Below are 12,905 nucleotides of genomic sequence, written 5' to 3' on the forward strand. Positions count from 1 at the left end.
CGCAGGCAAAACAATATGGCAGTCTTGCCTGCTGAAACAGACACTCACGAGGAAACGTAAATGACAATTGTGCGCATTGATGCCGAAGCCCGCTGGTCAGATGTTGTGATCCACAACCAGACCCTGTACTACACCGGCGTTCCGGCAAATCTGGACGCCGGGGCGTATGAGCAGACCGCCAATACCCTGGCGCAGATCGACGCGGTGCTGGAAAAACAGGGCAGTGACAAGTCGCGCATTCTGGATGCGACTCTCTTCCTGGCGAATAAAGACGATTTTGCGGCGATGAACAAAGCCTGGGATGAGTGGGTCGTGGCAGGTCACGCGCCTGTACGCTGCACGGTACAGGCGACGCTGATGAAACCGCAGTATAAGGTTGAGATTAAGATTATCGCCGCGGTGTAAGGGCGTTACTCCTCTTCATCCTCATCTTCAAAACGCGCCACGATCCGCTCGCCGGTATGGGTGGCGCGCAGCTCTTCTGCCACCTGAGAAATAGCCTGTCCGCTGCTCATCCCCTGGGACATCAGCTCCTGAATGCGCTCGACGGCCTTTTGCTGCTGGTCGTGGCTCAGTGAAGGTAAACCTGCAAACATCGTCAACTCCTGCTAAATTATCAGCGCTAATTATTTCACGCTGCCCGGTAGTCTACCACCCATGAACCCGTTATCCCCCACTGTTTTGACATTACCCTGGCGTCCTGACGCTGCAGAATTCTGGTTTGCGCCAATAAGCCATCTGCCGTGGGCGATGCTGCTGCACTCCGGTCATGCGGATCATCCCTACAGCCGCTTTGACATTCTGGTGGCCGAACCGCGTTCCACGCTGGTGACCCACGGGACGGATACGCTGATTGACGGTGTTCACTCTGACGCCTGTCCGCTGAGTCTGCTCCAGCAGGCCATTGATGAAATGAACCTGCCCTGCACGCCGAACCCGGACCTGCCCTTCCAGGGCGGCGCGCTGGGGTTGTTCGGCTACGACCTCGGTCGCCGCTTCGAACAGTTGCCTGAGCTGGCTGAGCGCGACATCACCCTGGCGGACATGGCCGTCGGCCTGTACGACTGGGCAGTGGTGGTCGATCACCACCAACAGCGGGTGTCGCTGGTCTGTCATGGGGATGCTGAGGCCCGGCTGGCGTGGCTCGAATCACAACGTGCGCCCGACAATCTGCCCGCGTTCCGGCTGACCTCCGGCTGGCAGGCCAATATGACCGCGGCGGAGTACCAGGAGAAATTCGATCGCGTGCAGGCCTTTCTGCACAGTGGCGACTGCTATCAGGTCAATCTGGCCCAGCGTTTCCAGGCCCGCTATGAGGGTGACGAGTGGCAGGCCTTTACCCGGCTGAATGCCAACAACCGCGCCCCGTTCAGCGCCTTTTTGCGTCTTGAAGAGGGGGCTATCCTGAGCCTGTCGCCGGAGCGTTTTATTCATCTGGCGGAAGGCACCATTCAGACCCGGCCGATCAAAGGCACCCTGCCACGCCTCGCGGATGCAGATGCCGATCGCCAGCAGGCGGAGAAACTCGCCGCCTCGCCGAAAGACAGAGCCGAGAACCTGATGATTGTCGATCTGATGCGCAATGACATTGGCCGGGTGGCGGAGCCAGGAAGCGTGCGGGTGCCGGAGCTGTTCGTGGTGGAGCCCTTCCCTGCGGTGCATCACCTGGTGAGCACCATTACCGCCCGCCTGCCGTCAACGCAGACCGCCTGCGACCTGCTGCGCGCTGCCTTCCCGGGCGGGTCGATCACCGGCGCGCCAAAAGTGCGGGCGATGGAGATCATCGATGAGCTGGAGCCCCATCGCCGTAACGCCTGGTGCGGCAGCATCGGCTATCTCAGCCTGTGCGGCGGCATGGATACCAGCATCACCATTCGCACCCTGACGGCGGTAGCCGGACAAATTTACTGTTCCGCAGGCGGCGGGATCGTGGCTGACAGCCAGGCCGCGGCGGAATATCAGGAAACCTTTGATAAAGTGAATCGTATTCTGCAACAACTGGAGCGCTAACTGGTGAATACCCACGACCTGACCCTCGACAATTTTTTATCGCGTTTTCAGCTTCTGCGCCCGCAGGTGAACAGCACGTCGTTGAACCAGCGTCAGGCGGCGGTGTTGATCCCAGTGGTTCGTCGGGAGCAGCCGGGCCTGCTGTTAACCCGGCGCTCGGCGAAGCTGCGTAAGCATGCCGGTCAGGTGGCGTTTCCCGGCGGCGCGGTGGACAGCACCGACGCCTCGTTAATTGCCGCCGCCCTGCGCGAAGCCGAGGAAGAGGTGGCTATTCCGCCGCACAAGGTCGAGGTGATTGGCGTCCTGCCTCCGGTGGACAGCGTGACCGGATTTCAGGTGACGCCGGTGGTGGGCATTATTCCGCCGGATCTGCACTATCACGCCAGCGTGGACGAAGTGGAATCGGTGTTCGAAATGCCGCTGGCGGAAGCCCTGCGTTTGGGCCGTTATCATCCGCTGGATATTCAACGCCGCGGGCACGATCATCGGGTGTGGCTCTCCTGGTATCAGCATTATTTTGTCTGGGGCATGACGGCGGGAATTATTCGCGAGCTGGCGCTGCAGATCGGCCTGAAACCTTGACTATACTTTACATTCGCCTCTTTTTTTGCGCCTTTGCGATCTGCCTCCCGATATTAGTTAATCCCGCCTTAGCCATTAGTTTAATTCATGTGAATAGTTGAGCTGACGGCGGGCTTCCCTCTTACACTATGCGAAGTTATTACATCGTTACTGGAAACCCGGTAACCCTGTCAGGAGTGTTAAAGTGATTAGTATATTCGACATGTTCAAAGTGGGGATTGGTCCCTCTTCTTCCCACACTGTAGGCCCGATGAAGGCCGGTAAACAGTTCGTCGATGACCTGGTCGAAAAAGGATTACTGGACAGCATTACCCGCGTGGCCGTGGACGTTTATGGTTCACTGTCGTTAACGGGTAAAGGCCACCACACCGATATCGCCATTATTATGGGTCTGGCCGGAAATATGCCGGACACCGTAGATATTGACGCCATTCCGGCGTTTATCCGCGACGTGGAAACGCGCGGTCGTCTGCTGCTGGCGAATGGCCGGCAGGAAGTGGATTTCCCACAGGACGACGGCATGCGTTTTCGCAGCGACAACCTCTCGTTGCATGAGAACGGGATGCAGATCCACGCCTTCAGCGGCGACAAAGTGGTCTACAGCAAAACCTATTACTCCATCGGCGGCGGCTTTATCGTCGACGAAGAGCATTTCGGCCAGGATGCGACGGGCGACGTGCAGGTGCCTTACCCGTTCAAATCGGCGAAAGAGATGCTGGATTACTGTCACGAAACCGGCCTGTCTCTCTCCGGCATGGTGATGCAGAACGAGCTGGCGCTGCACAGCAAGAAAGAGATTGAAGACTATTTTGCTAACGTCTGGCAGACCATGCGCGCCTGTATCGATCGCGGCATCAATACCGAAGGCGTGTTGCCGGGCCCGCTGCGTGTACCGCGCCGCGCCTCAGCCCTGCGCCGGATGCTGGTGACGACCGATAAGTACTCCAACGATCCGATGAACGTGATCGACTGGGTCAACATGTTTGCCCTGGCGGTAAACGAAGAGAACGCCGCCGGTGGCCGCGTGGTAACGGCGCCGACCAACGGTGCCTGCGGTATCGTTCCGGCGGTACTGGCCTACTACGATCACTTTATCGAATCGGTGAGCCCGGATATCTATATTCGCTACTTCCTCGCCGCGGGCGCGGTGGGCGCGCTGTATAAGATGAACGCCTCCATCTCCGGCGCCGAAGTGGGCTGTCAGGGTGAAGTGGGCGTGGCCTGCTCGATGGCGGCGGCCGGTCTGGCAGAGCTGCTGGGCGCAAGCCCTGAGCAGGTGTGCGTGGCGGCAGAGATCGGCATGGAGCATAACCTCGGTCTGACCTGCGATCCGGTTGCTGGTCAGGTGCAGGTGCCGTGCATCGAACGTAACGCCATTGCCTCAGTGAAAGCGATCAACGCCTCACGTATGGCGATGCGCCGTACCAGCGAACCGCGCGTCTCGCTGGATAAGGTGATCGAAACCATGTACGAAACCGGCAAAGACATGAACGCCAAATACCGCGAAACCTCTCGCGGCGGCCTGGCCATCAAGGTGCAGTGCGACTAATCCTCTGACTGTCCCCTGCGACTTTCGTCTTTCATACCTCTTCGCCCGTCTGATACGGATGGGCGAATTTTAAGAACTTTTCTCGTTACCTGAAATAATGCCCACTACACTACCTGAGTTGCCACGGGCATTCACGCCAGTGGCTTTTCGGGTGGCCGTGGCATGCAAACAGCTCACAGGATGATTACAGATTATCGCCGCAAACGGATTATCGTCTGCCTGGTGCTGTCATTCTCCACCCTTGTCTGCACGCTCACTATTGGCTTTATTTCGCAGCGCAATTTAAATCAGCAGACCACCGCCTCCTTCGTGTCGCACGCTGTCGAGACGCTGGATAAGATCCTCCAGCCGCTGGAGACCGGGCGCGACGTGGTGCAACCGCTGATCGGCCTGCCCTGCGTTGAGGTCAATTTTTTACTGCGTAAACAGGCCGCCTCCCTGCAAACCGTGCGCTCGATTGGCTTGATCAAGGACGGTATTCTCTACTGCTCCAGCATGTTCGGTAATCGCGATATTCCCATCAGCCAGTTCCAGCCCCGACTGCCTTCCCCCGAGCCTTTACTGCTCCTCACCGCCGATCGGGCCCTGCTGAAGGGCAGCCCGGTGCTTATTCAGTGGTATCCGGTGCCCGGCGAAAGTGATGATGGGGTGATGGAGATTGTGAATATCGATCTTATCGCCAGGCTGCTGCTGGAGCCCGAGCTGCCGATCATCAACGACGTTAACCTCAGCGTGGGCGGTAAGCATCTGAACCATGAGCGCCAGCTCTCGGATGCGCTGATGTTTGACAGTGACGAGACGGTGTATCAGCAGGCCTCCAGCAATTTCCCGTTTACCATTACCGTTAACGGCCCTGGCCCGACGGATCTGGCCCTGAGAAGCCTGCCGTCACAGCTGCCGCTGGCGGCGATATTCACCATGCTGGTGGGCTATATCGCCTGGCTTGCCACCGCCAGCCGCATGAGTTTTACCCGGGAGATTAATTACGGGCTTGCTGCCGGTGAGTTTGAGCTGTTTTGCCAGCCGCTGATCGATGCCAAAAAGCAGGACTGCGTGGGGGTGGAGATTCTTCTGCGCTGGAACAACCCGCGGCAGGGGTGGATCGCCCCGGATATTTTTATCCCGCTGGCGGAGGAGCATAACCTGATTGTTCCCCTGACCCGCTATGTGCTGATCGAAACCGTCAGCCATCTGGCGATGTTTCCCACCGCGTCGGGATTTCATATTGGCATCAACGTGGCGGCCAAACATTTTCGCGACGGGATGCTGCTTCACGATCTGAACAGCGTCTGGTTCAGCGCCGAGCCCGCGCAGCAGCTGGTGATTGAGCTTACCGAGCGCGATACCCTGCTGGAGATGGATTACAACATTGTGGAGGCCCTGCATCAGAAAGGGGTCAAGCTGGCGATCGATGATTTCGGCACTGGCAACAGCTCGCTGTCGTGGCTGGAGAAGCTTAATCCGGAAGTGCTGAAAATTGATAAATCCTTCACCGCCGCGATTGGCACCGATGCCGTTAACTCGACGGTGACGGATATTATTATTGCTCTGGCCCAGCGCCTGAACATCGAGCTGGTGGCCGAAGGGGTGGAGACCTGCGATCAGGCAAGACATCTTCGCCTGCACGGCGTCGAAATTCTGCAGGGGTTCCTGTATGCGCGGCCTATGCCGCTGCGGGATTTCCCGCAGTGGCTGGCGGAGAGTTCACCTCCGCCACCCCCTCACAACGGGAACATGTTGCCGTCGTTACCCTGACTACTCTTCTTCGTCGTGGGCAGACTGCTCTTTAACAATGCGCACCAGGTCCACGCGGTAATCATTGGCGGTCACGATGGTTATCTTCAGCGGCGGTAATTCAAGCACATCACCGGTACGCGGGATCTGACCGTTAACGGCAATCACCAGACCGGCCACCGTCGCGATATCGTCATCGTGGTTAGTCAGATGTTCCAGACCCAGCGTATGCTGCAGCGCATGCAGATCGGTGGTGCCTTTTACCAGCCAGCCGTCACCATCATTGATGATTTCCGGCGTTTCGTCAGCATCCGGGAACTCACCGGCAATGGCTTCCAGGACGTCCAGCGGCGTCACCAGGCCCTGCACCACGCCAAACTCGTTGGTCACGATAACAAAGCTACCCCGGGCACGGCGCAGCACGCCCAGCAGGTTGATCGGGTCGAGGGTTTCCGGCACCACAATGGCAGGCGACGCAGAGGCGATAGCTTCTACATCCACGCCTTCTTCCAGCGCCACCAGCATCTCTTTAGCACGCACCACGCCGATGATCTCATCCAGCTCACCGCGACACACCGGGAACAGGCTGTGTGGCGAGGAGAGCAGCTGCTGGCGGATTTCATCCACGCTCAGGCTGGCATCGACCCAGCTGATCTCGCCGCGCGGAGTCATGATCCCACGCAGAGAGCGCGAGGCCAGCGACAGTACGCCGTTGATCATATAGCGCTCTTCTTCCACAAAGGCACCTTCCGGAACCGGCACCGGGACATGGTTATCGCTGTCCTGCTGCGCTTTGGCTTCACGGCGGCCGCCCATCAGACGCAGAATCGCATCAGCGGTACGGGCACGCAGCGGCTGGTTCGACTGCTGGCGAATAAAGTTGCGGCGGGCAATCTGGTTAAACATCTCTATAATGATCGAGAAACCAATTGCGGCGTACAGATAGCCTTTCGGAATATGGAAGCCGAAACCTTCTGCTACCAGGCTCAAACCAATCATCAGCAGGAAGCTCAGACAGAGCACCACCACGGTCGGATGCTGGTTGACGAATCGTGTCAACGGCTTCGAGGCGAGCAACATCACCGCCATCGCAATGACCACGGCGGCCATCATCACCGGCAGATGGTTCACCATACCGACGGCGGTAATCACCGCGTCGAGGGAGAAGACGGCGTCCAGCACCACAATTTGCATCACCACTACCCAGAAGCTGGCGTAGCCTTTGCCGTGTCCGTCGTCATGCTGGCGGTTTTCCAGCCGTTCATGAAGCTCGGTGGTGGCTTTGAAGAGCAGGAATATACCCCCCCAGCAGCATGATGAGGTCACGCCCTGAGAAGGTGAAATCGAATGCAGTGAACAGCGGTTGCGTCAGCGTCACCATCCAGGAGATGACCGACAGCAGCGCAAGACGCATGATCAGCGCCAGTGACAGGCCGATTAAACGGGCTTTATCGCGTTGTTTAGGCGGCAGTTTATCCGCAAGGATAGCAATAAACACCAGGTTATCGATGCCGAGTACGATCTCAAGCACGACCAGCGTGAGCAATCCCACCCAGATCTGCGGGTCCATTAAGAATTCCATGACAAGCTCCTGCTAAAGGAATGGCAAAACGGCGCCGCGGTAATGTCGAGCGAAACGGTAAAAGGCGTAAACAGTGAGTGGCGCGAATCGCCGGTAAGGCTGGCCAGAATTGGCCGGATGTGTGACTGGCGTCGGTGACGGTCCATACAGTGGGCTACTGCCCAATACTCCTGACAAGTAAACGGACGCTAAACATATCAGAGACCTGGGCTTTATGGCAAAGATTTACTTTCCTTTGCAAACAGATGTTTCAGCGCTTTTTTTTGATCACAGAAATATCTCATTGGCTTAGGCTAAATTACGGATCTTCATCACATAAATTATTTTTTCACTGTCTAAAATAAATCGCGTAAGTATTAGTTCATTGAACTCTAACCCTTATCTGAATCGATTCGTTCTTTCGAAGATGATCACTAATGTCCTGACGCGTTTTGGACATTAACGATAATAAAAGGAGGTAGCAAGTGACTATTGCTATTGTTATAGGCACACATGGTTGGGCTGCAGAGCAGTTACTTAAAACCGCAGAAATGCTTTTAGGCGAACAGGAAAACGTCGGTTGGATCGATTTCGTTCCCGGTGAAAACGCCGAGACACTGATAGAAAAATACACGGCTCAACTGTCCAGACTGGATACCAGCAGCGGCGTATTGTTCCTTGTTGACACATGGGGTGGCAGCCCGTTTAACGCCGCCAGCCGCATTGTGGTCGATAAAGATCAGTATGAGGTGGTCGCCGGGGTCAATATTCCGATGCTGGTTGAAACCCTGATGGCACGCGACGACAACCCGAGCTTTGACGAGCTGGTGGCGCTGGCGGTCGAAACCGGTCGCGAAGGTGTGAAAGCGCTGAAAGCGAAGCCGGTCGAGGTTGCAAAACCTGCGCCGGTTGCTGCCGCTGCGGCGAAACCCACCGCCCCGCTTAAGCCAATGGGTCCGAATGATTACATGCAGATTGGCCTTGCGCGTATCGACGACCGTCTGATCCATGGTCAGGTAGCGACACGCTGGACCAAAGAGACCAACGTCCAGCGCATCATCGTGGTCAGCGATGAAGTGGCCGCCGATACGGTCCGTAAAACCCTTCTTACTCAGGTAGCCCCACCGGGCGTGACCGCCCACGTGGTGGACGTCGCCAAAATGATCCGCGTATACAACAACCCGAAATATGCCGGCGAACGCATCATGCTGCTGTTTACCAATCCGACCGACGTGGAACGCGTTGTCGAAGGCGGCGTGAACATCAAGTCCGTCAACATTGGGGGTATGGCGTTTCGTCAGGGTAAAACCCAGGTGAATAACGCGATTTCAGTCGATGAGAAGGATATCGAAGCCTTTAACAAACTGAATGCACGCGGTATTGAACTGGAAGCCCGTAAGGTTTCCACCGACCAGAAACTGAAAATGATGGATTTGATCGGCAAAGTCGGGAAATAACCCTGCGCTGATTTTCACATAAAGCTTATGTCATAGGAGAAGTACAATGGAGATTACCACTCTTCAGATTGTGCTGGTGTTCGTCGTCGCTTGTATAGCGGGTATGGAATCCGTACTTGATGAATTTCAGTTTCACCGTCCGCTGGTTGCCTGTACGTTAATCGGCGCCGTTCTCGGGGATATGAAAACCGGTATCATCATCGGTGGTACCCTGGAAATGATCGCCCTCGGCTGGATGAACATCGGTGCTGCGGTTGCACCGGATGCGGCGCTCGCCTCCATCATCTCTACCGTTCTGGTTATCGCCGGCCATCAAAATATCGGTGCCGGTATCGCGCTGGCTATTCCGCTGGCAGCTGCAGGCCAGGTTCTGACCATCATCGTGCGTACCATCACCGTTGCGTTCCAGCATGCGGCTGATAAGGCGGCGGAGAATGGCAACCTGACGGCCCTCTCCTGGATCCACGTCTCATCCCTGTTCCTGCAGGCGATGCGTATCGCCATCCCGGCGGTGATCGTGGCGATTTCTGTGGGCACCAGCGAAGTCCAGAGCATGCTGAACGCCATTCCTGAGGTGGTGACCGGCGGTCTGAACATTGCCGGCGGCATGATCGTGGTTGTTGGTTACGCGATGGTCATCAACATGATGCGCGCAGGCTATCTGATGCCGTTCTTCTACCTCGGCTTTGTTACTGCGGCATTCACCAACTTCAACCTGGTCGCACTGGGCGTGATTGGTGCAGTAATGGCTATCCTCTACATCCAGCTGAGCCCGAAATATAACCGCGTAGCCGGTGGTGCACAGGTTGCTGGTAATAACGATCTCGATAACGAACTGGACTAGCAGGTGAGCGACATGGTTGATATGACTAAAACTACCCCTCAGAAAAAACTGACTCCAGGGGATATTCGTGGCGTGTTCATCCGTTCTAACCTGTTCCAGGGTTCATGGAACTTCGAACGTATGCAGGCGCTGGGCTTTTGCTTCTCGATGGTGCCGGCGATCAAACGCCTGTACCCGGAAAACAACGAAGCGCGTCGCCAGGCGATTAAGCGTCACCTGGAATTCTTCAATACCCATCCTTACGTTGCCGCCCCGGTACTGGGCGTAACCCTGGCGATGGAAGAGCAGCGTGCGAACGGTGCCGAGATCGACGATGGTGCCATCAACGGTATCAAAGTCGGTCTGATGGGGCCGCTGGCAGGCGTGGGTGACCCGATCTTCTGGGGTACCGTACGTCCGGTCTTCGCAGCGCTGGGTGCCGGTATCGCCATGAGCGGCAGCCTGCTCGGTCCGCTGCTGTTCTTCATCCTGTTCAACGTGGTGCGTCTGGCGACCCGTTACTACGGCGTGGCGTACGGCTACCGTAAAGGCGTGGATATCGTTCAGGATATGGGCGGCGGCTTCCTGCAGAAACTGACTGAGGGGGCGTCAATCCTCGGCCTGTTTGTCATGGGGGCGCTGGTAAACAAGTGGACGCACGTTAACATCCCGCTGGTGGTCTCCACCATCACCGGCCAGGATGGTCAGACGCGCGTCACCACCGTGCAAACCATCCTTGACCAGCTGATGCCGGGCCTGGTGCCGCTGCTGTTAACCTTCGCCTGTATGTGGCTGCTGCGTAAGAAAGTCAATGCGCTGTGGATCATCGTCGGCTTCTTCGTTATCGGTATCGTAGGTTACGCTATCGGTCTGCTGGGCCTGTAAGGTTTCACTGAATACCCCGGGGGCATGTAAGCCCCCGTTTTTTTTATCCGGAGGATGAATGACGGTCACGGACATCGTACTGGTTATCTTTATTGTTGCCCTTCTGGCGTATGCCATCTACGACGAATTGATCATGCCCCGCCGCAACGGCGCGACCTTGCTGACGATCCCCCTGCTGCGCCGCGGCCGCGTTGATGCCGTCATCTTTGCCGGCCTGCTGATGATCCTGATTTATAACAACGTGATGAGCCAGGGGGGCGTTATTAACCACATGGTTATTATGTGCCCTGGCATTAATGGCGTTTTATCTGTTCTGGATGCGGGTGCCAAAAATAATCTTCAAATCCACTGGATTCTTTTTCGCCAATGTCTGGATAGAATATAACCGCATTAAAGAGATGAATTTATCGGAAGACGGCGTGCTGGTGATGCAATTAGAGCAGCGCCGTCTGCTTGTCCGGGTGAAGAATATTGACGACCTGGAGAAGATATACAAATTACTTGTTAAAACTCAATGAGATAAAATAATAGCACTGGCTATATTTCGATGGAAAAAGCTTCCTGTCATATAGCCAAAGCTATATTTTATTGGTGAATACACGCCATATTATTAACGTTATTTTCACATCAAAATCTAAATGAAAATCGTTATCAACCAGCCGGGAGAATAATACTTTCCGGTTGTTGTTTTAACTTCTCAAAATATGTTAAGGTTGCGCCCGTCGTTGGGGAGTAGCCGATTTCCGGTATACCGGAAATGTACGTGTCAACATACTCGTTGCAAAACGTGGCACGTACGGATTGTTTCTGCACAGGCAGAGCGATCAGGCGAGACCATAGACGCATCAACTGCTGTTTACTGGGGGCAGTGATGTGTCATATGGATATTCCCGGTCTGGACGCGCTGATGAACCTCTCTGCAACACTTCTTCTGGCCTTTGGTATGTCGATGGATGCATTCGCTGCTTCCATGGGTAAAGGCGCCACGCTCCACAAACCTAAATTCTCTGAAGCCCTGCGTACCGGTCTTATCTTTGGTGCTATCGAAACCCTGACGCCGCTGATCGGCTGGGGTCTGGGGATGCTCGCCAGCCAGTTCGTGCTGGAGTGGAACCACTGGATCGCCTTTATCCTGCTGACCTTCCTCGGCGGGCGTATGGTTATCGAAGGCATTCGTAATGATGTCGATGAAGATGAGCCCGTACACCGTCACGGCTTCTGGCTGTTGGTCACTACCGCCATCGCCACCAGCCTTGATGCGATGGCGGTCGGCGTGGGGCTGGCATTCCTGCAGGTGAACATCATTGCCACCGCGCTGGCGATTGGCTGCGCGACCTTAATCATGTCCACCCTGGGGATGATGATTGGCCGGTTTATCGGCCCGCTGTTAGGCAAACGCGCCGAGATCCTCGGCGGACTGGTGTTAATCGGTATCGGCGCTCAAATCATGTGGAGCCACTTCGCCGGTTAACCGACGCGCTGCCAGCAGTGGATGCTAAAATCTGTCTGGCAGCTGAAAATTTCCTGTTTTGCCAGCGTCTCCCACACCTCCGGTTTTGCCCGCCACGCAAACGGCGTCATCTGCAACAGCGCCACCGCCTCTGTTCCGCTCAACGACATGTTATACGCCAGCGACTGCTCCTCCCGGAGCGCAAAGCCTGCCAGCTGCTCTGAGTGCGGCGCATGCAGCAGGACGTCGCTGTAAATCAGCCCCTTCAGCTCCATCAGGTGACGCGGACCCGGCGTGACGGTGATCACCCAGCCGCCCTCTTTTACCACCCGGGCCAGCTCTTCCCCTTTGCAGGGGGCGTAGATGCGGATCACCGCATCCATACTGCTCTCTTCGAACGGCAGACGGTGGCTGGACGCCACGCAAAAAGTCACCTGCGAATAGCGTTTGGCCGCAGCCCGGATAGCCGATTTAGAGACATCCAGACCAAAGGTCGCGGCACCCTTTTCCTGTGCGGTATCGGCAAAGGCGGCGGTGTAATACCCTTCCCCGCAGCCGATATCGAGGATCGATGTCGCCCCGTCAGACAGTAAGGCCGCCAGCTTACCGGCGACCTCGTCGCGCAGGGGCTGATAATGGCCGGCATCGAGAAAAGCTCTGCGAGCCTGCATCATCTCCGCGCTGTCGCCCGGATCCCGGGAACGTTTATGCTGCACCGGGAGCAGATTGACATAGCCCTCTTTCGCCATATCGTACCGATGCCCCTGCGGGCAGGCGTAACTTTTATCCGTGTGCGTCAGGGGCGCGTGGCAAAGAGGACAGCAGAATGTCATGGTAACTCCGGGCAATCATAA

Annotated in this window: 11 protein-coding genes, 2 pseudogenes and 1 riboswitch; of the genes and pseudogenes, 10 read left to right on the plus strand and 3 right to left on the minus strand. The window is 56.4% G+C overall.

The genetic code is table 11. The annotated features are described in order from the left end of the window. The first annotated feature begins 60 nt into the window (after positions 1-60). The gene (locus AAHB66_RS14090) at positions 61-405 is read left to right on the plus strand and encodes a RidA family protein (protein WP_347113361.1); all 345 of its coding nucleotides are present in this window, start codon (positions 61-63) and stop codon (positions 403-405) included. 5 nt (positions 406-410) lie between these two features. Here AAHB66_RS14090 and AAHB66_RS14095 read toward each other — a convergent pair whose 3' ends face one another. Beyond that, on the minus strand, positions 411-596 hold the full coding sequence (locus AAHB66_RS14095; RefSeq protein ID WP_142489930.1) for a YoaH family protein: 186 nt from the start codon (positions 594-596) through the stop codon (positions 411-413). 61 nt (positions 597-657) lie between these two features. Between AAHB66_RS14095 and pabB the strand changes: the two genes are divergently transcribed. From pabB to AAHB66_RS14115, 4 genes are all read left to right on the plus strand, one after another. Beyond that, positions 658-2,010, plus strand: coding sequence for an aminodeoxychorismate synthase component 1 (pabB, locus tag AAHB66_RS14100; RefSeq protein WP_347113362.1), 1,353 nt, complete (start codon positions 658-660; stop codon positions 2,008-2,010). Between the two features lie 3 nt (positions 2,011-2,013). Further along, a complete protein-coding gene (locus AAHB66_RS14105) occupies positions 2,014-2,592 on the plus strand; it encodes a CoA pyrophosphatase (protein WP_347113363.1) in 579 nt (192 codons plus the stop codon). A gap of 184 nt (positions 2,593-2,776) precedes the next feature. Beyond that, entirely contained in the window at positions 2,777-4,141 is a 1,365-nt protein-coding gene (gene sdaA / locus AAHB66_RS14110; protein WP_333849163.1) for an L-serine ammonia-lyase, read from the plus strand. Positions 4,142-4,303: 162 nt separating this feature from the next. Then, the gene (locus tag AAHB66_RS14115) at positions 4,304-5,896 is read left to right on the plus strand and encodes an EAL domain-containing protein (RefSeq protein ID WP_347113364.1); all 1,593 of its coding nucleotides are present in this window, start codon (positions 4,304-4,306) and stop codon (positions 5,894-5,896) included. Here AAHB66_RS14115 and yoaE read toward each other — a convergent pair. Next, a pseudogene (yoaE, locus tag AAHB66_RS14120) lies at positions 5,897-7,457 on the minus strand (CNNM family cation transport protein YoaE). A gap of 464 nt (positions 7,458-7,921) precedes the next feature. Here yoaE and manX point away from each other — a divergent pair. The 5 genes and pseudogenes from manX (at position 7,922) to mntP (ending at position 12,072) form a co-directional block, all read left to right on the plus strand. Further along, entirely contained in the window at positions 7,922-8,893 is a 972-nt protein-coding gene (manX, locus tag AAHB66_RS14125; RefSeq protein WP_347113365.1) for a PTS mannose transporter subunit IIAB, read from the plus strand. A gap of 46 nt (positions 8,894-8,939) precedes the next feature. Beyond that, positions 8,940-9,737, plus strand: coding sequence for a PTS mannose/fructose/sorbose transporter subunit IIC (locus tag AAHB66_RS14130; RefSeq protein ID WP_032611504.1), 798 nt, complete (start codon positions 8,940-8,942; stop codon positions 9,735-9,737). Between the two features lie 12 nt (positions 9,738-9,749). Further along, complete coding sequence (locus tag AAHB66_RS14135) at positions 9,750-10,601, plus strand: PTS mannose transporter subunit IID (RefSeq protein ID WP_039030789.1); 852 nt, start codon at positions 9,750-9,752, stop codon at positions 10,599-10,601. A gap of 58 nt (positions 10,602-10,659) precedes the next feature. Then, positions 10,660-11,119 (plus strand): annotated as a pseudogene (locus AAHB66_RS14140) (DUF986 family protein). 197 nt (positions 11,120-11,316) lie between these two features. Continuing rightward, positions 11,317-11,498, plus strand: a riboswitch (yybP-ykoY riboswitch). Positions 11,499-11,508: 10 nt separating this feature from the next. Beyond that, on the plus strand, positions 11,509-12,072 hold the full coding sequence (mntP, locus tag AAHB66_RS14145; protein WP_347116492.1) for a manganese efflux pump MntP: 564 nt from the start codon (positions 11,509-11,511) through the stop codon (positions 12,070-12,072). On the opposite strand, the gene rlmA is transcribed toward mntP, so the two are convergent. Then, on the minus strand, positions 12,069-12,884 hold the full coding sequence (rlmA, locus tag AAHB66_RS14150) for a 23S rRNA (guanine(745)-N(1))-methyltransferase (protein WP_347113366.1): 816 nt from the start codon (positions 12,882-12,884) through the stop codon (positions 12,069-12,071). The genes mntP and rlmA overlap by 4 nt on opposite strands. Between the last annotated feature and the right edge of the window lie 21 nt (positions 12,885-12,905).

It is taken from the genome of Leclercia sp. S52, from assembly GCF_039727615.1.
Lineage (GTDB): Bacteria > Pseudomonadota > Gammaproteobacteria > Enterobacterales > Enterobacteriaceae > Enterobacter > Enterobacter adecarboxylatus_B.

Coding starts and splice junctions, on each gene's coding strand:
- AAHB66_RS14090 (WP_347113361.1), top strand. CDS start 61: ATGACAATTGTGCGCATTGATGCCGAAGCCCGCTGGTCAGATGTTGTG.
- AAHB66_RS14095 (WP_142489930.1), bottom strand. CDS start 596: ATGTTTGCAGGTTTACCTTCACTGAGCCACGACCAGCAGCAAAAGGCC.
- pabB (WP_347113362.1), top strand. CDS start 658: ATGAACCCGTTATCCCCCACTGTTTTGACATTACCCTGGCGTCCTGAC.
- AAHB66_RS14115 (WP_347113364.1), top strand. CDS start 4,304: ATGCAAACAGCTCACAGGATGATTACAGATTATCGCCGCAAACGGATT.
- AAHB66_RS14130 (WP_032611504.1), top strand. CDS start 8,940: ATGGAGATTACCACTCTTCAGATTGTGCTGGTGTTCGTCGTCGCTTGT.
- AAHB66_RS14135 (WP_039030789.1), top strand. CDS start 9,750: ATGGTTGATATGACTAAAACTACCCCTCAGAAAAAACTGACTCCAGGG.
- mntP (WP_347116492.1), top strand. CDS start 11,509: ATGAACCTCTCTGCAACACTTCTTCTGGCCTTTGGTATGTCGATGGAT.
- rlmA (WP_347113366.1), bottom strand. CDS start 12,884: ATGACATTCTGCTGTCCTCTTTGCCACGCGCCCCTGACGCACACGGAT.